The 21184-nt window shown below is 72.3% G+C and carries 16 protein-coding genes and 2 tRNA genes; 10 read left to right on the top strand and 8 right to left on the bottom strand.

Features of this window, described 5'->3' with window-relative positions:
• Positions 1–190: 190 nt before the first annotated feature.
• A complete protein-coding gene (locus WMF45_RS16100) occupies positions 191–1009 on the top strand; it encodes a PP2C family protein-serine/threonine phosphatase (protein WP_437552642.1) in 819 nt (272 codons plus the stop codon).
• A gap of 253 nt (positions 1010–1262) precedes the next feature.
• On the opposite strand, the gene WMF45_RS16095 is transcribed toward WMF45_RS16100, so the two are convergent.
• The 4 genes from WMF45_RS16095 to groES form a co-directional block, all read right to left on the bottom strand.
• A complete protein-coding gene (locus WMF45_RS16095) occupies positions 1263–2030 on the bottom strand; it encodes an MBL fold metallo-hydrolase (protein ID WP_437717768.1) in 768 nt (255 codons plus the stop codon).
• A gap of 4 nt (positions 2031–2034) precedes the next feature.
• Positions 2035–2691, bottom strand: a complete 657-nt coding sequence (locus tag WMF45_RS16090) for a Crp/Fnr family transcriptional regulator (RefSeq protein ID WP_437717767.1) — start codon at positions 2689–2691, stop codon at positions 2035–2037.
• A gap of 202 nt (positions 2692–2893) precedes the next feature.
• Positions 2894–4582, bottom strand: a complete 1689-nt coding sequence (gene groL, locus WMF45_RS16085) for a chaperonin GroEL (RefSeq protein ID WP_437717766.1) — start codon at positions 4580–4582, stop codon at positions 2894–2896.
• Positions 4583–4650: 68 nt separating this feature from the next.
• Complete coding sequence (gene groES / locus WMF45_RS16080) at positions 4651–4947, bottom strand: co-chaperone GroES (RefSeq protein ID WP_012235412.1); 297 nt, start codon at positions 4945–4947, stop codon at positions 4651–4653.
• A gap of 592 nt (positions 4948–5539) precedes the next feature.
• On the opposite strand from groES, the gene WMF45_RS16075 reads away from it, so the two are divergent.
• From WMF45_RS16075 to WMF45_RS16065, 3 genes are all read left to right on the top strand, one after another.
• Positions 5540–5613, top strand: a tRNA-Gln gene (locus WMF45_RS16075).
• A gap of 39 nt (positions 5614–5652) precedes the next feature.
• A tRNA-Glu gene (locus WMF45_RS16070) sits at positions 5653–5727 on the top strand.
• A gap of 141 nt (positions 5728–5868) precedes the next feature.
• Entirely contained in the window at positions 5869–6582 is a 714-nt protein-coding gene (locus WMF45_RS16065) for an NUDIX hydrolase (protein WP_437717765.1), read from the top strand.
• 35 nt (positions 6583–6617) lie between these two features.
• On the opposite strand, the gene WMF45_RS16060 is transcribed toward WMF45_RS16065, so the two are convergent.
• Positions 6618–7589, bottom strand: coding sequence for a hypothetical protein (locus tag WMF45_RS16060; protein WP_437717764.1), 972 nt, complete (start codon positions 7587–7589; stop codon positions 6618–6620).
• 546 nt (positions 7590–8135) lie between these two features.
• On the opposite strand from WMF45_RS16060, the gene WMF45_RS16055 reads away from it, so the two are divergent.
• Complete coding sequence (locus tag WMF45_RS16055; RefSeq protein WP_437717763.1) at positions 8136–9023, top strand: DNA adenine methylase; 888 nt, start codon at positions 8136–8138, stop codon at positions 9021–9023.
• A 34-nt stretch (positions 9024–9057) separates the two neighbouring features.
• Here the strand turns inward: WMF45_RS16055 and WMF45_RS16050 are convergent, their stop codons facing one another.
• Complete coding sequence (locus tag WMF45_RS16050) at positions 9058–9324, bottom strand: hypothetical protein (protein WP_437552632.1); 267 nt, start codon at positions 9322–9324, stop codon at positions 9058–9060.
• A 295-nt stretch (positions 9325–9619) separates the two neighbouring features.
• On the opposite strand from WMF45_RS16050, the gene WMF45_RS16045 reads away from it, so the two are divergent.
• From WMF45_RS16045 to WMF45_RS16030, 4 genes are all read left to right on the top strand, one after another.
• Complete coding sequence (locus tag WMF45_RS16045; protein ID WP_437717762.1) at positions 9620–14182, top strand: DUF2339 domain-containing protein; 4563 nt, start codon at positions 9620–9622, stop codon at positions 14180–14182.
• Between the two features lie 77 nt (positions 14183–14259).
• Complete coding sequence (locus WMF45_RS16040) at positions 14260–15507, top strand: hypothetical protein (protein WP_437717761.1); 1248 nt, start codon at positions 14260–14262, stop codon at positions 15505–15507.
• A 121-nt stretch (positions 15508–15628) separates the two neighbouring features.
• Complete coding sequence (locus WMF45_RS16035; protein ID WP_437717760.1) at positions 15629–16522, top strand: LysR family transcriptional regulator; 894 nt, start codon at positions 15629–15631, stop codon at positions 16520–16522.
• A gap of 62 nt (positions 16523–16584) precedes the next feature.
• The gene (locus tag WMF45_RS16030; protein ID WP_437717759.1) at positions 16585–18276 is read left to right on the top strand and encodes a right-handed parallel beta-helix repeat-containing protein; all 1692 of its coding nucleotides are present in this window, start codon (positions 16585–16587) and stop codon (positions 18274–18276) included.
• A 33-nt stretch (positions 18277–18309) separates the two neighbouring features.
• Here the strand turns inward: WMF45_RS16030 and WMF45_RS16025 are convergent, their stop codons facing one another.
• The gene (locus tag WMF45_RS16025; RefSeq protein ID WP_437717758.1) at positions 18310–19212 is read right to left on the bottom strand and encodes a helix-turn-helix domain-containing protein; all 903 of its coding nucleotides are present in this window, start codon (positions 19210–19212) and stop codon (positions 18310–18312) included.
• 156 nt (positions 19213–19368) lie between these two features.
• Between WMF45_RS16025 and WMF45_RS16020 the strand changes: the two genes are divergently transcribed.
• Positions 19369–20424, top strand: a complete 1056-nt coding sequence (locus tag WMF45_RS16020; protein ID WP_437719547.1) for an aldo/keto reductase — start codon at positions 19369–19371, stop codon at positions 20422–20424.
• Between the two features lie 31 nt (positions 20425–20455).
• Here the strand turns inward: WMF45_RS16020 and WMF45_RS16015 are convergent, their stop codons facing one another.
• Positions 20456–21178, bottom strand: coding sequence for a type II toxin-antitoxin system RatA family toxin (locus WMF45_RS16015; RefSeq protein ID WP_437717757.1), 723 nt, complete (start codon positions 21176–21178; stop codon positions 20456–20458).
• Between the last annotated feature and the right edge of the window lie 6 nt (positions 21179–21184).

Genomic DNA, 21184 nt, shown 5'->3' with positions numbered 1-21184 from the left:
CGTCCTCTCTCATCTTTCAAGAGCAAAGTGCGTCCGGCGAGCGGGCGCCTCCGGAACGGTCCTTTACCCCTGCCGCCGGCCGCTTCCAGCGGCCACGGCGAGGCCGCGGTGGGAGATCCGGCCCAGGATTTCAGCTTTGCCCTCGCCTTGAACTTGCGCTGCCCCCCTGCTCCGCGTCTACTCTCTGCCCATGTTGCGGACCCGGTTTGCCGGGATGACGGATACCGGGCTCCTCCGGGACCACAATGAGGACAACCTCCTCGTCAGCGAGGAGTACCGTGTCGTGGCCGTGGCGGATGGAATGGGCGGACACCGCTCGGGCGACGTCGCGAGCCAGCTGGCCGTGAGCACCCTCTCGGACTTCTTGTCCGTGACGGTCGGGAGGGACGCCACCTGGCCCTTCCCTGCCGATCCGAACCTGACCGAGGAGGAGAACTACGTCGTCACCGGCCTCAGGCTGGCGAACCGGCGCATCTTCGATCGCTCGCTCAAGACGCTCGCCGACTTCGGCATGGGCACGACGATCGTGGCGGCGATGTTCTCCAAGGACGCCGAGCACGTGACGGTGGGTCACGTCGGGGACAGCCGCTGCTATCGCCTGCGCGACAGCCAGATCACGCAGCTCACCCGCGATCACTCGCTCGTCAGCGACGCGGCGCACATGGCGCCGTGGATGACCGAGGAGGAGGTCAGGCAGCTGCCGGCCAACGTCATCACGCGCGCGCTCGGCATCCGCGAGGACGTCCTCGTCGATCTCGTGACGGACGAGACGCGGCACGGTGACGTGTACCTCCTCTGCTCGGACGGCCTGTCCGGGCTGGTGAGCGACGATCAGATCCTCGAGCTCGTGATGTCCAGCGGCTCGCTGGACGCTGCGTGCACGGCGCTCATCGATCGGGCGAACTACTTCGGCGGCACCGACAACATCACGGTCGTCCTGGCCCGCGTCGAAGAGGTGCCCGACGGCAAGCGCCCCTTCAACGACGAGCCCACCCAGGAAAGCCGCTAGCCCGCCGCGCCGCGCCGCGCCGCGCCGCGCCGTTCTGCGGTCGCGTCGCGTCGCGCGCGAGCTCCCGACACCGCCGCCGCGCAGGCCTCACCTCCTGCGCGGTGCGATCTCGCTCGGACCAGCGAGCGATCCCCCTCGGGCAGGGCAGTTCGGCGCCACGATCGCGTCGCGCGGAGCGCCACCCTCCCCCGCGCGCGCACCACGCTCCGGACGCCCCCGGACGCCCCGCCCCGATGCGTCGGCGATGCGTCGGCTACAGGACGAAGTGATCCATGAGCTGAAGGACCTCCAGGTTCAGCCCCTTCAGCGCGGCGCACTCCCGCTCCACCTCGGCCTGGAAGACCGGCTTGATGTGGTAGAGCATCGTCGGCAGATCCCTCGGCGCGCGGAACTTCTGGAGCTCGAGCGCGAGCGTCTGCGGCGTGTGGTGGCCGCTCACGGTGGCGAGGCGCTGCTCCCGGTTGGGGAAGCTGACTTCCATCAGCAGCGCGCGGAGGTCCTGCTGCTGGTTCAGCACCTCCCACAGCCGCTCCGTGGGCCCGGTGTCGCCGCTGTACGCGATCGCGCCGCCGTCCCCTTCGATCACGAACGCCGACGCGTCGATCGTGTGCGTCACGTGGACCGCGCGCACGAGCCGACCGGCGACCGGCGTGGGGCGCTCCGGCTTGAGCTCGAGGTACTGGATGGTCGGCTGCCCGGCGCTCGGGATCACCGCGAAATCGGGCCAGAGCACGTTGTTGAAGAAGTGCTTCTTGAGCGTCCGCAGCGTCTCGCGCGTGCCCGCGATCACGAGCGGCGGGCACCCGAGCTGGCAACGGTTGTCCGCGATCGTGGCCAGGTCGCGGATGTGATCGAGGTGCGCGTGGCTCACCAGGCACGCCTCGATGCGCGCCTGGTCCTTCACCTCGAGCCCGCTGGTCAGCGAGCCGGCGTCGATCGCGAGGACGTCGTCCACGACGAACGCGCACGTGCGATGCCTGGGGGTCTCCCCGCCGTGGCAGCCGATGACACGCAGCTCCACTGGTTCAGCTCTCTCCGCCGAACTTCTGCGGCATGTCCAGGAACTCGATGAAATCCCGGAACCTGCGCATGTCGGTCACCATGATCGCCGCGGGTCCAGGCGGCCCGTACGAGAGGAGCTTCAGCCGGCGGAGCCGCTTCATCACCTCGTCCACCGTCTCTTGCTCGACGTCGACCTCGCGCGCGATGTCCTCGGGAGACAAGCGGACGCGTATGCCTTCAGGCGTCTCCGCTCCGAAGGCCTCGGCGTGGCGCGCGAGCGCGAGCATCACGCGCGCCTTCGGGTCGCGGTGCATGAGGATCTCGACGAGCGAGTTCGCCGCGTCGAGCCGCTTCGCCAGCTTCTTGAGGAGACGGAGCGCAATCTCGACGTCGCGCTGCAGCATGACCTCGAGCTTCCGCGCGTCGATCACGAGGCAGCGGGACGGCTCGCTCACGGTGGCCGTCGCGTTCCGGGGCTTGCCGTTCAAGATCGCCATCTCGCCGACGAACTCGCCGGGCCCGAGCACCGCGAGCACCTTGTCCTCGCCGGCGACCGACTTCGTGATCCGCACGGCGCCCGACTGGATGACGAACATGACGTCGCCGGAGTCACCCTCACGAAAGAGCACGTCGCCCGGCACGTACTCGCGGCCATAGCGGGCGAACGACGACTCCGACATTGCCCGGGAGTCTAGCGCCCCACGTGACCGCGGGTCAAAAACCCGGGCAAGAGCGCTGGCGCTCACAAAACACAAAACGCGAGGGGCCCCCCAAGCCAGCATGCTTTGGAGGGCCCCTCGGCCCGCTTCGTCGGGGCAGCGCGCTCAGCGGGCCGGCGCCGCGCGGAGGCGGCGGCAGCCCGAGAGCGGCGCGGACAGGCGATCAACCCATGTCGAAGTCGCCCATGCCGCCCATGCCGCCCATACCCCCCATGCCGCCCATACCCCCCATGCCGCCCATGCCGCCGGGAGCCCCGCCGCCCGCGGCCTTCTCCTTCTTGGGCTTCTCGGCGACGAGGGCCTCGGTCGTGAGCATCAGCGCGGCGACGCTGGCCGCGTTGGAGAGCGCGTGCCGCACGACCTTGGCGGGGTCGATGACGCCGCCGGCGAGCAGGTCCTCGTACGAGTCGGTCGCGGCGTTGTAGCCGAACGTCGGCGCGCCCGTCCGGACCTTCTCCGCGACCACCGTCCCGTCGACCCCCGCGTTCTGGGCGATCTGGCGGAGCGGCGCCTCCACGGCGCGGCGCACGAGCCGCACGCCGACGTCGCGCTCGTCGTTGAACTTGAGCGACTCCAGCGAGGCGGCCGCCCGGAAGAGGGCCACGCCGCCGCCGACCACGATGCCTTCCTCGACGGCCGCGCGGGTCGCGTGCAGCGCGTCCTCGACGCGCGCCTTCTTCTCCTTCATCTCGACCTCGGTCGCCGCGCCGACCTTCACCACCGCGACGCCGCCGGCGAGCTTCGCGAGCCGCTCCTGGAGCTTCTCGCGATCGTAGTCGCTCGCCGTGTCCGCGATCTGCTTGCGGATCGCCTCGATGCGGCCCTTGATGGCCGTCTTGTCGCCCTGGCCGTCGACGATGACGGTGTTGTCCTTGTCGATCTCGACCCGCTTGGCCGTCCCGAGGTCGCGCACCGTGGCGCTCTCGAGCTTCTGGCCGAGGTCCTCCATGAACGGCGTCGCGCCCGTGAGGATCGCTATGTCCTTGAGCATGTCCTTGCGGCGATCGCCGAAGCCGGGCGCCTTCACGGCGGCGACCTTGATCGTGCCGCGCAGCTTGTTCACGACGAGCGTGGCGAGCGCCTCACCCTCGATGTCCTCGGAGAGGATGAGCAGCTCGCGCCCCTGCTTCACCACCTGCTCGAGCAGCGGCAGGAGGTCGGCCATGGCCGAGATCTTCTTCTCGTGCACGAGGATGAGCGGGTTCGTGAGCACCGCGGTCATCTTCTCGGGGTCGGTCACGAAGTAGGGCGAGAGGTAGCCGCGGTCGAACTGCATGCCGTCGACGGTCTCGAGCTCCGTCGTCATGCGCTTGTTCTCCTCGACCGTGATCACGCCCTCCTTGCCGACCTTCTCCATGGCGTCGGCGAGGATCTGGCCGATCTCCTTGTCGCCGTTGGCGCTGACCGTGGCGACCTGGGCGATCTGGTCCTTGTCCTTGGTCGGCTTGGCGGCCTTCTGCACGGCCTCGATGACCTTCGCGACCGCCGCGTCGATGCCGCGCTTCAGATCCATCGGGTTGTGGCCGGCCTCGACGAGCTTGAGGCCCTCGCCGAAGATCGCCTGCGCCAGCACCGTCGCCGTCGTCGTGCCGTCGCCCGCCTTGTCGCTGGTCTTCGAGGCGACCTCGCGCACCATCTGGGCGCCCATGTTCTCGAGCTTGCCGGCGAGCTCGACCTCCTTGGCGACCGTGACCCCGTCCTTCGTCACGACCGGGGAGCCCCAGCTCTTCTCGATGACGACGTTCCGCCCCTTCGGCCCGAGGGTCACCTTGACCGCATCGGCGAGCGTGTTCACGCCCTTGAGGATCGCGGCGCGGGCGCCGCGGCTAAAAACGATCTGCTTCGCAGCCATCTCTCAATCCCCTCGCGGCCGCGCGGCCGCGTGTACTAACGCTTGCGTTCGGTTGCCTCAGACCTGGTTCAGGAGGCGGACTCGGTCACGGCGAGCACGTCGTCCTCGCGGATGAGCACGTGCTCCTCGCCGTCGAGCTTCACCTCGGTGCCGCTGTACTTGCCGAACAGCACCTTGTCCCCGACCTTCACATCGAGCGGGCGAACCTTGCCGTCCTTCAGGACCTTGCCGTTGCCCACCGCAACGACGCGCCCCTCGATCGGCTTCTCCTTCGCGGCGTCGGGGATGATGATGCCCCCCTTGGTCTTCGTCTCGCTCTCGACGCGCTTGACGACAATCCGATCCTGCAGCGGCCTGATTTTCATGCTGGCTCCCTCGTCCTCGGCTTGTTGACTGACCATCGGCTCGCCGGAGGTCCCGTTCGCCCCCCCGCTGGGGCGATCCGCCCGCGCGACGAGAGCTAAGTGCCCGACATCGCAGTGTCTTGGCACTCTCCTAGGCCGGTGGCTAAACCGCGGCCGAAAGTAAATCAGTCACCCGGCGCGTCAAGGGCACGTAGCAGGGAGCCGCGACTTTTCCGGGGTCGAAAGTTCAGACCGCCGAAGCCGAGATGTCTGGAGAAGCGACGGCGAGGGGCACGGTCGCGACATCATGGAGCCTCCCAGGGACGAGCCCCCGCCGAGAGCAGAGTTACAACATGAACGGACAATGGCAACAGCGACGTACAGTTGCGCGGCGACAGAGGGAAGGCGTGCAACGAGGGCGGAGCGGGTTGGGCGAAGGATTGAGCAGGGGGGAGGCCCTGCTCACCCCGCGAAGCGCGCGAACCATCTGAAATGTGGGCGATTTTTGGCGGCGAGCATTTTTCTTCGGCGGGTCCGATTTTGGTCGCTTGACAATCCAGGCAGCCCGAGTAGATTCCGCGGCCCGTGGCGCTGAAACACGGCGCTGACCCCTTGGGGGATCGTCTAACGGCAGGACGCAAGATTCTGGCTCTTGCTATCAAGGTTCGAATCCTTGTCCCCCAGCCAGGCCGCTCAGCTCTGCTGTCGGTCTTCTCCACAGAACAAGGTCCCATCGTCTAGCGGTTAGGACATCGGCCTCTCACGCCGGTAACGCGGGTTCGATTCCCGCTGGGATCGCCACTTCTACCTCATCCGCCTCGTTTCCTGCTGCTTCCATTGGATGTCGTGCGTCGAGCACGACGCGAAGCACAGCGTCATCTGACGAGCACGCAGGACAGCGAAGACGTCCTGCTCCGTTCACGTTGCGCTACCCTCTGGCGCATGGCGGCGCAGGACGAAGAGGAGCTGTTCGACATCCTCGATGATGGCGGCCGGCCGCTCGGCGTGCGCAAGGCGCGCAGGCTCGTTCACCGCGACGGCGACTGGCACAGGAGCGTTCACGTGTGGGTGCTCCTCGAGAGGGGGCCCGACGATGGCCTGGTGCCGGACAGCGGCCAGAGCGCCGCGGAGCCCTGGGTGCTCTTCCAGCAGCGCAGCCCCGACAAGGACACCTGGCCCGGTGCGCTCGAGGTCGCCGTGTCGGGGCACTACCGCGCCGGAGAGGATCTCGCGGGGGCGCTGCGCGAGGCGGAGGAGGAGATCGGCCTGCCGCTCTCGCCGCACGATGTGGTCCGGCTCGGCACGCGCCGCAGCCAGGACGATCACGCGCCGGGCATCGTCGATCGCGAGCTGCAGGACGTGCTGCTCGCGACGACCCGCCGCGCGCTCGAGGAACTGCGTCCCGATCCGAACGAGGTGACCGCGCTGCTGTCGCTCCCGCTCGGCGCGGCGCTGCGCCTCGTCCGAGGCGAGGTGCCCCGCGCGAGCGGCTTCGTGCGGCGGCCGCCGGACGCCGCGGGCGCCGTGAAGGTCGAGCCGCGCGACGTGCGGCTCGACGAGTTCGTTGTCGCGCGCGACGGCTACTTCGAGCGCGCGCTCGACACGATCCGCCGGCGCCTCGCGGGCGAGGCGCCGGCCCCGTGGCTCCTCGGCTAGGACGGCGGCGCCTTCTCCTCGCGCCCGTGCTGTCGTCAGCCTGAGCCGCGGCGCCCGTCCGCCGGCCACCGGGGCTTCTCGGGGGGCACCGCCGACGCGACGAGGAACCCTTCGGCGCGGTGCGGGGCGAGCCCGCAACGCGCGTTCATGCGCTTGGCGATCTCGTCGCCGGCCCGGACGAGCGCGTAGAACCACCGGATCCCGAAGCGATCGTGCCCTTCCCGGAGCGCCGCCGCCTGCAGGGGGGCCCCGAGCCCCCGCCCGCGGTGGTCCTCGCGCAGACAGGTGCAGATCGGCATGGCCGTCCACGAGGGCGCCTCGCCCACGTCGGAGATCCAGAGCGGGGGGGCGCCCAGCAGCCCGAGCTGGGCGAGCGCCTCGCGCCCGCCGATCTCGGCAGGCTGTGGCCGCGTCACGACGCACAGGGTGGTGCAGCCGATCAGCGCCCCCGCGCCGTCGCGCAGCGCGAGCGTCAAGGAGCGCCCCTCGCCGCCGCGCAGGGTCCACCCCGGGAGCGGCGCGTGGCCGCTCTCGGCCTGAAGCTCCTGGATCGCGCGGATCGACGCCTCGTCGTCGTCCGGCGACACCCTGGACAGGCGCAGGCGCGGCGGGAACGTGCGAAACCGGCTGAGCCCCTGCACGGCGGCGCGCACCTCGCCGGCCGGGGCGCCCATCACCGAGAGGTCCTCGTCCACGGAGAGCCCCGCCTGGCGCAGCGACGCGGAGAGCGCGGCGAGCTCCGGCCGGGGGGCATGCAGGATCACGCGCTCGAAGCAGCGCACGAGCGCCTCGCGCCGCTCCGGCGACGTCCGCTGGGCGTGCAGCAGGATCAGCGAGCGACCGTCGGTGGTGATGCCGTCCTGCTCGCCGATCCAGTCGCGGGCGGCGTACAGGATCCGCTGAGCACGGTAGTCCGCGGCTTCACCGTAACAACCCGGTCCGTCCGCAGGACCGGGGCCGCGCTGCTGCGGGGCGTCGTCGCGATCGAGGTCGAAGGCAAGCATCATGGCGGCATCCCTCCTGTCGAGAAGCAACGGCGGCTGCCACGAATGGCGGCCCCTCGAGGAGCCGCCACCCGGCGTGGGACGCCCGCGCCCAGCGCCCGAGCGAGCCCCTGCCGCGCCGCGCAGGTCCACCGGCGAGATGGCCTGACGCGGCGGTGCGCGAATGCGGGAGAACTCCGCTCCACCAGCGGCTGTTCAGCCCGCGTGTCGAGACTTCAACTTATCCCTGCTCGGCGATCGCGCAAGCGGCGACATGCCATGATCCGGGCAGCGCGCCAGCGGGGACACGCGTGCTCATGCATGCTTACAAGCAATCGGAATCACTGATGAATCAGGCCAACATCCGCTATCGTCCTCAAGGCACATCGCCGCCCGGCTGGGCCGTGGCGTGGACATAGAACGACCTAGCCTGGAGCGACGCATGGCCCCGGGCACCCGCGCGTCGGGGGCGGACCGGCGAGGCGCGTCGGACGAGCGCGCTCGCTCGCGGTGCCTTCGGCGGTTGAGGACGATCGCGCGCCCTGGTAGGTTGGCGTCCAGTATTGCGCGATGACCACCGCCCTTGTCACCGAAGCCGACGACGACGCGCCCGTGACGCCACGCCCGTTCCTCAAATGGGCGGGCGGCAAGGGCCAGCTGCTCCGACAGTTCCAGCCGCTCCTCCCCGCGTCCTACGGGCGCTACTTCGAGCCCTTCATGGGGGGGGCCGCGCTCTTCTTCTGCCTGCAGCCGAAGCGCGCGACGCTGACGGACGTCAACGCCGAGCTCATCGACTGCTACCGGGCGGTGCGCGATCGGGTCGACGAGGTGATCGCCGCGCTGGGCAGCCACGCCTACGAGGAGACGCACTACTACAAGGTTCGCGACGTCGATCCCGCCTCGCTCTCGCTGCCCGAGCGCGCCGCGCGGACCATCTTCCTGAACAAGACGGGGTTCAACGGGCTCTACCGGGTGAACAGCGCCGGCCGCTTCAACGTGCCTTTCGGCCGCTACGTCAAGCCGGCCATCTGCAACCCGCCCCAGCTGCGGGCCTGCTCGGCGGCGCTGCAGGGCGTCGAGATCGAGGTCCGCGACTTCGAGCGCGTGCTGGACCACGCCCAGGAAGGCGACTTCGTGTACCTGGACCCGCCGTACTCGCCGGTCTCGTCGACCGCGAACTTCACGTCTTACAGCGCGGGCGGCTTCGGCTTCCGCGACCAGGAGCGCCTCGCGGCCCTCTTCGCGGAGCTCGACGGGCGAGGCGTCCAGGTGATGCTCTCGAACTCCGATGTTCCGGAGATCCCGCCGCTCTACAAGCGGTTCAAGATCGACCGCGTCGCGGCGCTCCGGAGCATCAACGCGAAGAGCGACGCCAGAGGCCGCGTGGGGGAGATCGTGATCCGGAACTACGGGACCAGGCGGGGCCGCAAGGCGGCGCCCGCAGACAAGGCGGGCTGAGCCCGGCGGCGCCGCGCGGCGCGCGGCGCGCGGCTCAATCGACGGTCTTCCCCTCGTGCTTCTCCGGATCGGGGGCCGCGCGCTCCTCGGCGTACGCCATCGCCACCTCGATCTCCTCGTGGATCTCGCGCGAGGTGACCTTGTTCCCCGAGGGATCGACGGCCTCCCACACGAAGCCGCGGACCTCCCCCGGGCGCTCGGGTATCCAGCGGACCCGCAAGGTCCAGCCATGCAACTCGGCCGTATAGCCACCTTCCTCGTGATCCCGCTGCCATGCAGAGACGGTCGGGTGCTTCACCATCGCGAGGTCTCCGGCGCAGAAGGTCGAGAGGACTGAAGAACTGTTCCCGAATGGCCGCGCTCCCCCCCCGAGCAACGCCGCCGTCCGGGAACACGGGGAAGATAGCAGGCGCCCGGCGCGCGGCGATCAGGCAGGCGTGTGTTCCTCATGCGGATGCACCTTACCCGAATCCCAGCGCGCGCCGAAAGGTCCTCGCCTTCCGATGGGGCCGTCGGCGCGAGCAGCGTGAACAGCACAGGCATCATCGCGCGGACGGGCGGCGCCTGCGATGCGCACCCCATGCTACGAAGCATGCATGGGGGCAGGAATCGTCGTCTTCTTCGGGCTCGCGCTCGTCGCCTATCTCCTGGTTGCCCCGCTCGTCGCCTTCGTGTTCGCCGTCCGGGCCAACCGGCGCAACGAGGACCTGCTGCTGCGGATCCACGCGCTGGAGCACCGGGTGGCCGAGCTCTCGGGACAGCGCGGCCGCGCAGCGCTCACCGCAGCGACGGAGAGCCCGCGAAGCACACACGGCCTGGAGCAAGAGCCGATTGCCCAGGGCGCGTTCCCGCCCCCGGCGGCGGCGCAACCCGGCCTCGACGCCGAGGGCGCAGGTGCACCGCCCGCGCTCGACGCGGCGACCGCCGCCGCGCCGCCCGCGCTCGACATGGCGACCGCCGGCGCGCCGCCCGCGCTCGACGCGGCGGCCGCCGGCGCGCCTCCCGAGATCGCGCATCCGCCCGCCACCGCGCCCCCGGCGATCGCGTCCACGGCGTTCGCCGCCGCGGAGGCCGCGGCGCCCCCCGCGGTCGCGTTCCCGGGTCCCGCTGCTCCTCCGTTGCCTCGCGTGCCTCGCGCGCTTCGCCCCGCTGCGACGCTCGACGCCGGCGCGTCCGGCGCCGGCTCGACCGCGCACCGCGAGGCCCCGGAGCGACCCTCCATCGAGGAGCGGCTCGGCCTCACCTGGCTCACCCGCGCGGGCGCGACCACCTTCTTGCTCGGCGCGCTCTTCTTCTTCAAGTATGCCTCGGACAACGCCTGGATCGGGCCGTTCGGGCGCGTCGCGCTCGGCGCCGCGACCGGCGTCGCGCTCCTCGCGATCGCCGAGGTGCTCCGCGGGCGCGCGCAGCGTCGCTTCGTCCACACGCTCATCGGCCTCGGCCTCTCGGTCCTGATCGCGTCGGTGTGGGCGAGCGCCGCGCTGTACGAGATCGTCCCGATCTCCGCGGCATTCGCGGCGGACACGGTGCTCCTCCTGCTCGGCGCCGGCCTCGCGCTCCGCCACCGCGGCGAGGCCATCCTGGTCCTCAGCCTCGTCGCCGGCTTCCTCAACCCCGTCGTGCTGTCGACGGGGCAGGACCGGCCGCTCGTCCTGTTCGGCTACCTCCTGCTCATGACGAGCGTCGCCCACGCCGTCGCAGCGAGGCTCGGCTTCCGCGTCGCGCCGTGGCTCGCGATCGCAGGCCATACGGCGCTGTTCTGGGGCTGGTACGCCACGCACTTCGACGCCAGCGCCGCCCCGGCCAGCGGAGACCCGGACGCGGCGCCCTGGCTCGACTCGCCCGCGCAGGCGCTCCCGGGGCCCTACTTCCCGCTCGCCGCGCGCGCGGCGCCCCTCGCGTTCGTCGCGCTCGCCGCGGCGCAGGGCATCCTGCGCGCGCTGTGGCTGCGCCGCGCGCCCGCCTCGAGCCCCGATCGAAGCGCCGCGCCGGCCGGCGCGGCAGCGACCGGCGTCCTCCGCGTCGCGGCGCGCGCGGACGCCACGGCGACCAGCATCGCCGCGCTCGTGCTCGCCCACGCGGGCGCGACCGCGCTGCTCTTCGACGCGCCGCGCGCGCTCACGGCCGCCGCCATCGCGCTCGCGCTCGCGGCGCTGGTCGCCCTGCGCGCGCCGGAGGAGGGCGCCTGGCTGCTGGCGCCGATGGGCGCCGCCTTCCTCGCCTTCGCCGCGACGTTTTCGGACGCGCCTGCCGCGCACCGGACGACGCTCGTCGCGCTCGTCGCGGCCTGGACGCTCGTCTACCTCGCGGGGTGGCTCCGCGGCGCCGGGCTCGCGCGCCAGCTCGATCGGAAGACCGCCATCGCGTGCTCCGCCGGCGCGGCGCTCTTCGCCTGCACCGCGGGCATGCTGCTGATCGAGGCCGATGCGGCGCTCTTCGCGCTCGCGCTCGCGGGCGCGGCCGCCCTCGCGGCGTGGACGGCCGCGCGCGCCGCGCTCCCCGGCCTGCTTCTCACTGCGGCGATCGTCTCGGCAGGCGCGCTCGCGGCGGCCGCGCGTTTCGCGATCGCGCCGGCGGACGCGGGCGCCTCGGCGGCCGCCGGTGCCGTCGACGCCATCGACGCCGTCAACGCAGGCTTCCTCGGCGCCTCGGCGCTCGTCATGCTGGTGTTCCTCGGCGCCGCGGGCGCCTCGGCGCGGCGCCCGCGCGAGCCCGGCGCGCCGGCGCTCTCGTGGTCCGACGCGCTCGCCGCGTGCGTGGCGACGCTCGGGTTCGTCGCGGCCGCGCTCGGCGCCACGCCGGAGGACACGCCGACGCTCCGCGCGCTGCTCACCGCGGGCGCCGGCGCCCTGGACCTGGCGCTCGGCGCCGCGCTCCTGCGCGCCGGCGTGACCCGCGCCGGCGCCGCGCCCCCCGCCGATCGCATCGCCCTGCTCCTCGGACAGGCGCTCGCCCTGTTCGCCGCGGCCGTCGCGTTCGGGCTCGGCGGCGCGACGGTCACCGTGGTCTGGAGCATCCTCGCGGCCGTGGCGGCCGCGATCGCGGCGCGCACCGGCGAGCGCGCCTGGCTCGCCGTCACCCTGCTGCTCTTCGCCGCCGCCCTCGCGCGGGCGCTCGTCGTCGATCGGGCCGAGGCCGAGGCGCTCGTCACAGCCTGGTTCGCGACGCACGGCCGCGATGGGGCGATGGCGGTTCCCGTCCTGCTGAACGCGAGGACCTATGCGTTCGCGGGCGTGAGCGCCGCCCTGCTCGCAGCGGGGCGGCTGCTGTCGCGCGCGGCGTTCGCCCGCCCCCCGGACGCCGCGCGCGCCGAGCTGCGCGGCGCCGCGGTCGCGGCGCTGGGCGCAGGGTACGCCCTGCTCATCACGACCGTCGTCATCGAGGTGCGGAGCGCGATCGCCGCGCTCCCTGCCGCCCCCCCTGCCCCGCTCGACGCGGCCGAGTTCGCCGAGCTCACCGTGCAGCACCGCGCCGCCCTCGAGGGCCAGCAAGGCAGCCTCGCGATGGCGACGACGCTCGTGCTCGCCCTCGCGGCGATCGCGCTGCTCACCGCGGGGTTCGCGGCGCGCGACGCCTTCCATCGCTACGCCGGGCTCGCCCTGTTCGCCGTCACCATCGCGAAGCTCGTGACCTGGGACGTCTGGCACGTCGAGCGCATCTACCAGATCGCCCTCTTCACGGGCGTCGGGGCGCTGCTCGTCGGCGGAGGGTTCCTCTACGCGCGGTTCGGCCGGCGCCTCGTGACGCTCCTGCGCGCCGGATCGCGGGGCGCGGCCGGGCCGCTCGCGCTGCTCGCGGCGATGGGCCTCGCGCGGCCCGCCGAGGCGCAGACCGGGGCGGCGCCCCCGACCGAGAGGCACGCGCTCGTCCGGCCCATCGAGGGCGTGGACGCCGCCGGCGACCACCGCGTCGACGTCGATCTCGACCTCTACCGCGAGAGCCGCGCGGAAGAGCTGCTCGCCGACGTCCGCATCGCAGGCCCCGACGGCGCCGAGGTGCCCTACGTGATCCGCGAGCCGGGCGCCGCGCACTCTCCCGGGCGGATCGCGGCCACGATGCTCGATCCCGGGGTCGACGCCGCCGGCGTGGCGCACGCGACCTGGGCGCTCGACGCGCCCGGCACGCGCCACTGCCGCGTCGAGCTCAGCGTCACCGGCGGCGGCTTCCTCCGCGAGGCGCGGGTCGAGACCGGCGCGGATCCGAGGGCGCTCAGCGAGGTCGCGCGCGGCGCCTACGTGTACCGCATCCCCCGGGGCTCGGAGACGGTCGAGCACCTGTCGGTCCGCTATCCCCTCTCGCGCGCCGCCCTGGTCCGGATCCGCCTTGTCCCCGAGGGTGCCCCGGCGCGCGACGCGGCCGCGGACGTCCGGATCACGGGCGGCGGCGTCTCGTGCGAGCCGCAGGCCCCCACCGAGTCCCCCGCGCTGCTGCCGCTCGCGATCGTCGAGACGCAGCGGGACAGCGAGGCGAAGACGACGCTCGTCACGCTCGACGCAGGCGCCGACGGTGTGCCGCTGGAGGCCGTCCTCCTCGACGTCGCCACGCCGGAGTTCAGCCGCCGCGTCGACGTCGCCTCGACCACGTACCGCGCGGTCTGGCCGGCCGTAGGGAGCGGCCTGATCCACCGCATCCGTCCGCACGGCGAGTCAGGGCCCTCGCTCGCGTCGACACGGATCCCGCTGAGCCCGACCCGGAAGCGCTTCCTCCGGCTCACGATCCACGACGGCGACTCGGCGCCGCTCTCCCTCTCGGGCGCGCAAGGCGAGGTGCGGGCGCGCGAGATCGTGCTCCGCGCCGCGCGGCCGGGCCCGCACTGGCTCTACGTCGGCGACGCGCTCGGCAAGCGCCCGAGCTACGATCTGGCCGACCTGCTCGACCCCGCCGCGCGCGAGCGTCCCCCCGCCGTGAGGCTCGGCGCCGCAGCGGCAAACCCGGAGCTCGGCGCCGCCCCGGTCGCGCGCGACCTGCCGTTCACCGAGCGGCACCGGGCGCCGATCGGGGGCGCGCTGGCCGTCGGGCTGCTCGCGCTCTCGCTGTGGGCCGCGCGGCTCCTGAAGCGAGGGGAGCGAGGGGAGCGAGGGGAACAGGCGCGAGGCGCGCCGCCCGACGACCCCGCGCCGCCGCGGCAGCGAACAGAAGACAGCGAGCCCAGGCCGTGATGTGCTCGCATGTTGCCGTGGGTCGCCGGGAACGCGGCGCTCCGGCGATCCGGACCAACCATCGAGGTGGATGCACCATGAGAGGCGGGCGCTTCGTCTACTTGGGTCTCTGCGCGAGCGTCGGGGCGGCGCTCTGGGCCTCGGGCGCGTGCTCCGCGACGGCGCGCGACCGGCAGCAGGCGCCTGGCGAGGGCGGCGGCGGGGGCGCGACCAGCGCCACGACGGCGGAGGCGGGCGCCGGCGGACGCGCGGAGTCGACGGGCTCCTGGGCTGATTTCGGCGGCGGCGCGCCGGCGGAGGAGGGCCCGTCGCCCGACGAGGACGGTGATGGGTTCACCATCGAGGACGGCGACTGCAACGACGGCGACACGAACGTCAACCCAGGCGCCGTCGAGGTCGTGATCACGGAGCCCGACCCGAGCGGCGCGGTGCCCGAGCCGGCCGACGAGGACTGCGACGGCGTGATCGACGACGCGCCGCCGGCCTGCGACAGGAACATCGCTCCTGCCGACTTCGACGCCATCCACGGGGCCCACGCGATCGACCTCTGCGCCAAGGCGTCGCCCGGCGACAGGAAGTGGGGCGTGCTGAGCGCGCAGTACGTGCGCGGCGACGGCTCACCCGCGGCGCCCTCGCCCGCGGTGGGCGTGCTCGATTCCTTCGGCCCCAACGTGCGCCCGCAGGGCGGGACACGCCTGCTCGTCCTGTCCTCGGGTCGCGCCCGGATCGCGGGGTGGCCGGGCGCGTGCAACGCGGATAGCTGCGAGAACTACGGGCCGGGCGACGCGCCGCCCGGCTTCCCGCAAGGCCCCCCCGAGTGCGCTCCCTCGGCGAACATCCACGACGACATCGCGCTCGAGCTCGTCATCCGCGCGCCGACGAACGCGACAGGCTACGAGTTCGCGTTCAAGTTCTACACCTTCGAATACCCCGAGTTCATCGGAGAAGAACACTGCTTCAATGACCAGTTCATCGCCCTGGCGACGCCGGCCCCGCCAGGGTCGCTCAACGGCAATCTCTCGTTCGATCGCCTTGGCAACCCTGTCAGCGTCAAACTCAGCTTCTTCGATGTCTGCGAGGATTGCCCGCTCGGGACGGACGAGCTCGAGGGCACCGGCTTCGGGCTCTGGAACAACGCCGGCGCGACCGGCTGGCTGCGCACGCGGGCCCCGGTGACCGGCGGCGAGGAGCTCAAGCTGCGGTTCATGATCTTCGACACCGGCGACGAAAGGGTCGACTCGACAGCGCTCGTCGACGGCTTCAAGTGGGTCGCGAACGGCGGCACCGTCCCGCTCGAGACCGCGCCCGTCGAGGATCCACGGTAACCCCCGGGGTCCGGGCCACCCGAGCCCTCCGGATCACGCGCGCCGTGGCCGGCGAGATCCCGTATTTCATGATCCCGTATTTCATGACCGGGATTGTTGCGCAAATCGATACGATGCCGCGATGCTGCTCCCTTCCTTGGAGAACCTCGCCTGCTTCGAGGCCGCGGCGCGGACGCTGAACTTCCGGACCGCGGCGCGCGCCGTCGCGCTCAGCCCCGCCGCGTTCGGCCAGCGCATCCGGCAGATCGAGGAGCAGGTCGGCGCGGCGCTGTTCGAGCGCACCACGCGCCGGGTGCAGCTGACGCCGCGCGGGCTCGCCTTGCTGCCGCGCGCCCGCCAGTGCCTGGCGCTCGCCGAGGACTGCCTCCGCAGCGCGATGGGCCCCGCGCCCGCTCCGGTCGAGCTGACGCTCGGCACGCGGTTCGAGCTCGGGATGTCGTGGATCGTCCCCCAGCTCGGCGCGCTGACGCGGCGGCGCCCCGAGCTGACGCTCCACCTCTATTTCGGCGCCTCCGACGACCTGCTGAAGCGCCTCTACGACCGCAGCGTCGATTGCGTCGTCACCAGCGCGCGCTGGTGCGCCACGAGCCTGGCGGCGGAGACGCTGCACGAGGAGCGCTACGCGTTCGTGGCCTCCCCCAAGCTGCTCCGGCGCGAAGCGTTCGCCCGCCCGGAGCACGCGTCGCGGCACTGCCTGCTCGACATCGACCCGACCATGCCGCTGTTCCGGTACCTCGCCGATCAGGCGGGCGGCGCCGGCTGCTTCGCGTTCGCGCGGCACCGCTGGGTGGGGCTCGGCGCCGCCATCAAGGCGCTGGTGCTCGCCGGCGAGGGCGTCGCCGTGCTGCCGCGCCACATGGTCGCCGCCGAGCTCCGCGGCGGCAAGCTGAAGCGGCTCCTGCCGTCCGCGCCCCTCGCGCGCGATCATTTCCGGCTCATCTACCGGCGCGACGACCCGCGGAGCTCGCTCTACGCGAAGCTCGCCGAGTCGCTGCGCGCGGTGCCGATCCAGTGAGGCGCGCGCTCGCCGGCGCGGCGCGGAGCGGGCTGAACGGCGTAGACTCCCGCCCGAGGACCATGAGCGAGCTCCCCGGCGCCAGCGCGCGCCTCCCCGCGACGCCGATCACGGCGCAGGACATCAACGGCGGACCGGACCCGGAGCGCCGCATCCCCTTCGTCATCACGGCGCCCGGCGTGTACACCCTCGTGGAAGACGTCGACTGGGTGGCGCAGGACGCGAGCGCGCGGGCCATCACGATCGCGAGCGACGATGTCACGCTCGACCTGGGCGGCAGGACGCTGCGGCAGATCGACCCTCCGGCGTCCGTCGTCGCCCCCGACCCGGGCGCGAGGCCTTGCCGAGGCGAGGTCGTCTCCGGGAACGTGGGCGTGTTCGCCGAGGGGAGGACGCGGCTCGTCATCAGGAACGGCAGCGTGCTCGGGATCCAGGGGGTGGGGATCGCCGCCAGGGCGTGCAGCCAGCTGGATCTGCTCGATCTGTCGGTCCGGCGGTGCGGCGGCGACGGCGTGATCGACACGGGCTTCCTGTGCCGCAACGGCGGGATCTTCGTGATGGGCGCCCGGGACGCGGCCGGCGGCGTCGCCTTCGCCGAAGGCATCCGGATGATCAACTGCGTGTGCTCGGAGAACACGAGCCGGCTCGACTTCGCCGTGACGCTGGGCGCGCTCGTCCTGTTCTGCGACGACGTGCAGGTCAAGCAGTGCGTGTTCAACCGCACGGCGAACACCAGCGCCCAGCCGAGCGGCGTGCAGTTCAACGTCGTCGGCGCCGACTTCGTCATCTGCCGCAACGTGCTCGTGGAGGACTGCGAGGCGCACGACAACACGTCGGGCGGAGAGCCGGCCGGCTTCTTCGCGTGGGGAGAGAACTACAAATTCCTGCGCTGCAGGGCGAACCGGAACTTCACGCTCACCGGGAACCGCGCGTGCGGGTTCAACATCTCGACGACGAGCAACCTGGAGATGGTCGAGTGCGAGGCGGACGGGAACTACAACGCGAACCCGGCCGCCTCCGCCGATGCGGTCAAGGACTTCTCCGCGCTCGGCTTTCGCCTCGGCAGGGCGGTGTACCGCGGGCTGCTCGAGGGGTGCCGCGCGATCGGCAACCACGGCGCGAGCGCGAACGCGCCCGCCGGCGGCTTCGCGCTCCACTCGACCCGCCACGTGGTGCTGAGGCGCTGCGTGGCCGTGGGGAACAGGAACGCGAGCGGGACCGCCGAGGACGACGGGCTCGCGGCCGGGTTCATCGCCTCGACGCCGCTCGCGGATCCGCAGGGGGGCCTCGTGGGCGGCGAGGGCAACGCGTTCGTCGACTGCATCGCCGACGGCAACACGGTCCACCGTGCGCCCCTGTTCGTGCAGCCGCCGGCCCCGCCCGTCGACGCCGGTCCGTCGCGGGGCGACCCGCAGAAGGGCGCGGGGTTCCTGCTCGAGAGGCAGAGCGACGCGAGGATCATCGGCTGCCAGTCCGCGAACAACGACGGCAAAGGGATCTGGCTGAGGGCCTGCGCGCGCGCGCTGGTCGAGGGAAACACGCTGTCGAGGAACACGCTTTACGGCATCCAGAACGAGGATCCCGCGGGGCTCAGCGCCTTCACCGGCAACCGGGCGCACCTCAACGGGTCCCGACATCGCCACAACTACGTCGGGCTGCCGCCGGGCACGCCGGTCCGCAAATGGACGCTCGGCTCCCCTCCCCTCGACGGCCCTCCGGACGGGATAGCCAACCTCAGCACCCGGCTGCCCTGAGGGCCGCGAGCGCCTCGCGCCGCCGGGCGGCGATCACCGGGTGCGGGCGAGCGCGCCGGGGGTGATCCCGAACCGCCGCTTGAAGAGCCGTGTCAGGTGGCTCTGGTCGGCGAAGCCGAGCGCGCGCGCGAGCTCCCCGATCGGGCGGTCGCCGGCGAGCAGCGCCTCGCGCGCGCGATCGAGCCGCCGCCGCGTCACGTAGGCGAGCGGCGGCTCCCCCAGCGCTCGCTTGAACTCCCGCGCCATGTGCGCTGGGCTCAGCCCGGCCACGCCGGAGAGCGCCTCCAGCCCGAAATCGTCGCCGAGGTGCGCCTCGATGAAGTCGAGCAAGCGCCGCAGCGTCGCGGGGGAGAGACCGCCCCGGGCCGGCCGCTCCGCCCGCGCCGCATGGCGGGCGCCGAGGCGCGCCGCGAGCCCGGAGAGCATCGCGTCCGCGAAGAGCGCGCCCGTGGCGCCGCCGCGCGAGACCTCGACCAAGAGCGCGCGGAGCACATGCTCGATCTGGGCGTCCACGAGCCCCACGCAGGGCTCGATCAGCAGCTCCCGCACCCCCGCGAGCCGCGCGAGCCGCGCGGGGTCGAGCACGAGCGCGCCATAGATCGTGGGCTCGCTCACGCGATGGGAGAAAGGCACCTCCGCGGGCTGGAGCCAGAGGCTGCCGGGCGGCATCTCCACGCGCTCGAAGCCGCGCTGGCCCTTTCGCTCGAAGCGCAGCGGCGCGTCCGCGAGGTTGATGGCGATGTAATGGCCTGCGACGGCGAGGTGGTCTGTCTCCCAGGACGGGTTCACGCCGAGCTCGGCCACCATACCGGTCCAGCGCAGCGAGCGGCTCGACGCGCGGATCTCCGCCTGCCGGAGCGCCTCGATGGGCTCGCGGGTGCCGGCGCGGACGAACGGGATGGCGCTGCGGGAGACGCGAGAGGCGCGGGAGATCATCGGAGAGCCGGCCCCAGCATGCGCCCGCGGCGCGGGGCCGGTCAACGCAGCAGCCCGGTTCCAGGGAGCGCAGCGGCGTTCTATAGCGCCCTTCCCGCCCGCCCTAGGATGCCCGTCGCCGGGCGACGACTGCGCCCGAGGAGGACGACCATGGAGATGCGTTACAAGCTGCTCGGCGGCAGCGGGCTCAAGGTCTCGGAGATCAGCCTTGGCACCATGACCTTCGGCGAGGACTGGGGCTTCGGCGCCTCGGCCGAGGCGTGCCGCGGCATCCTCGAGGCGTACCGCGCCCGCGGCGGCAACTTCATCGACACCGCCAACAAGTACACGAACGGCAGCGCCGAGCGGATCGTCGGGGAGCTCGTCCGCGGCGACCGCGGCGCGTGGGTCATCGCGACGAAGTACTCGCTCTCCATGAACGACGCCGATCCGAGCGCGAGCGGCAACGGCAGGAAGAACCTTGTCCAGTCCGTCGAGGCGAGCCTCAAGCGCCTGGGGACGGACTACATCGATCTGCTCTGGGTCCATGCGTGGGACTGGACGACGCCGGAGGCCGAGCTCATGCGCGCGCTCGACGACGTGGTGCGCGCGGGCAAGGTGCTCTATGTCGGCATGTCCGACGCGCCTGCGTGGGTCGTCTCCCGGGCGAACGCGATCGCCGAGCTCCGGGGCTGGTCGCAGTTCGTCGGCATCGAGATCGAGTACAGCCTGATCGAGCGCACGGTGGAGCGGGAGCTCGTCCCGATGGCGTCCCGGCTCGGCCTGGGCGTGCTCGCGTGGGCGCCCATGGCCGGCGGCGTGCTGACGGGCAAGTACACGCGGGGTGGCGGCAACGACGCCGCGCGCGCGGCGATGAACCAGGGGCGCCTGGACGAGCGGGGCCTGCGCGTCGCGCGCGCGGTCGACGCGGTGGCCGAGGAGCTCGGCTGCTCCTCGGCGCAGGTGGCCCTCGCGTGGCTCAGGTCGCGCCCGGCGCAGGTGATCCCCATCATCGGCGCCCGGAAGCCCGAGCAGATGCAGGACTGCCTGGGCTGCCTCGATGTCGTCTTGCCCGCCGCGGCCCTCGAGAGGCTCGACGCGGCGAGCCGGGTGCCGCTCGGCTTTCCCTACGAGTTCCTGGGCACCCCCGGCACCGAGCGGGTCGTCTACGGCGCCACGGCGGCGCGGCTCGACGTGCCCAACCCCGTCCGGAGGCTCGCCTCGGGCGGGTGACGCCGGCCTCGCCGCCTCGCTCCGGCGCGCGTCAGCGATTCCCGTCCTGCGCCTGCTCGACGCGCGTCCGGATGGCTGCAACGGCGCGCGCCGAGCCGTCCAGGTTCTCCGCGTTGAGGAGGCTCTTCGGAAGCGGCAGCTTCGGCCGGAGGAACACCTCGAGGGACAGGCGCGCCGACTGGGCGTCGATCTTCTCTAGCCGCCAGATGGCCTGGAGATCTTGCACATTGCCGGAGATGAAGCGGGACGAGTACGTCTCGACGCCATCCTCGACGACCGGCTTCTGGATCTCGATGCGCGCCCACATCGTGACCGCGCCCGAAAGGGCCGAGACCTCCATGTAGAGATCCCACCCGCCCGCGGGCGTGCGCCCGAGCAGGCGGCACTTCTTGTAGTGCGGCATGAACTCCGGATAACGCTCGAACGAGAGCACCGCGGCGCGCACGCGCTCCAGCGAGCCCTTCACGACCACCGTCGACCGTCCACGCGCCAATCCGGTGCTTCCGATCGGGACTTCCATGCTCGTGATCCCGGTCGTATCCGGCGCCGGCTGCGCGCGCTCGGCCTGCTCGCCGTCGCTCGTGACAGCCGGCAGGACATCGCCTCTGTCGCGCTGCGCCGGCAGGCGCGGTACATCCAGGTTGATCCCCCGTTCCCCCGTGCTGCACGCGGTGGCCACGAGGGCGAGTCCCCCGGCGAGCGCGCGCGGGATCGGTGCGCGATGGCCGGTCGTTGTCGAGCGAGTTCTCCGCATGACGGC

This window comes from Sorangium sp. So ce448 (assembly GCF_051520915.1).
Classification (GTDB): Bacteria; Myxococcota_A; Polyangia; order Polyangiales; family Polyangiaceae; genus Sorangium; species Sorangium cellulosum_B.
This window is presented reverse-complemented; position numbering and strand designations above follow the sequence as displayed.

Coding starts and splice junctions, on each gene's coding strand:
- WMF45_RS16100 (WP_437552642.1), top strand. CDS start 191: ATGTTGCGGACCCGGTTTGCCGGGATGACGGATACCGGGCTCCTCCGG.
- WMF45_RS16090 (WP_437717767.1), bottom strand. CDS start 2,691: ATGTCGGAGTCGTCGTTCGCCCGCTATGGCCGCGAGTACGTGCCGGGC.
- groL (WP_437717766.1), bottom strand. CDS start 4,582: ATGGCTGCGAAGCAGATCGTTTTTAGCCGCGGCGCCCGCGCCGCGATC.
- groES (WP_012235412.1), bottom strand. CDS start 4,947: ATGAAAATCAGGCCGCTGCAGGATCGGATTGTCGTCAAGCGCGTCGAG.
- WMF45_RS16065 (WP_437717765.1), top strand. CDS start 5,869: ATGGCGGCGCAGGACGAAGAGGAGCTGTTCGACATCCTCGATGATGGC.
- WMF45_RS16060 (WP_437717764.1), bottom strand. CDS start 7,589: ATGATGCTTGCCTTCGACCTCGATCGCGACGACGCCCCGCAGCAGCGC.
- WMF45_RS16055 (WP_437717763.1), top strand. CDS start 8,136: ATGACCACCGCCCTTGTCACCGAAGCCGACGACGACGCGCCCGTGACG.
- WMF45_RS16050 (WP_437552632.1), bottom strand. CDS start 9,324: ATGGTGAAGCACCCGACCGTCTCTGCATGGCAGCGGGATCACGAGGAA.
- WMF45_RS16045 (WP_437717762.1), top strand. CDS start 9,620: ATGGGGGCAGGAATCGTCGTCTTCTTCGGGCTCGCGCTCGTCGCCTAT.
- WMF45_RS16040 (WP_437717761.1), top strand. CDS start 14,260: ATGAGAGGCGGGCGCTTCGTCTACTTGGGTCTCTGCGCGAGCGTCGGG.
- WMF45_RS16035 (WP_437717760.1), top strand. CDS start 15,629: ATGCTGCTCCCTTCCTTGGAGAACCTCGCCTGCTTCGAGGCCGCGGCG.
- WMF45_RS16030 (WP_437717759.1), top strand. CDS start 16,585: ATGAGCGAGCTCCCCGGCGCCAGCGCGCGCCTCCCCGCGACGCCGATC.
- WMF45_RS16025 (WP_437717758.1), bottom strand. CDS start 19,212: ATGATCTCCCGCGCCTCTCGCGTCTCCCGCAGCGCCATCCCGTTCGTC.
- WMF45_RS16020 (WP_437719547.1), top strand. CDS start 19,369: ATGCGTTACAAGCTGCTCGGCGGCAGCGGGCTCAAGGTCTCGGAGATC.
- WMF45_RS16015 (WP_437717757.1), bottom strand. CDS start 21,178: ATGCGGAGAACTCGCTCGACAACGACCGGCCATCGCGCACCGATCCCG.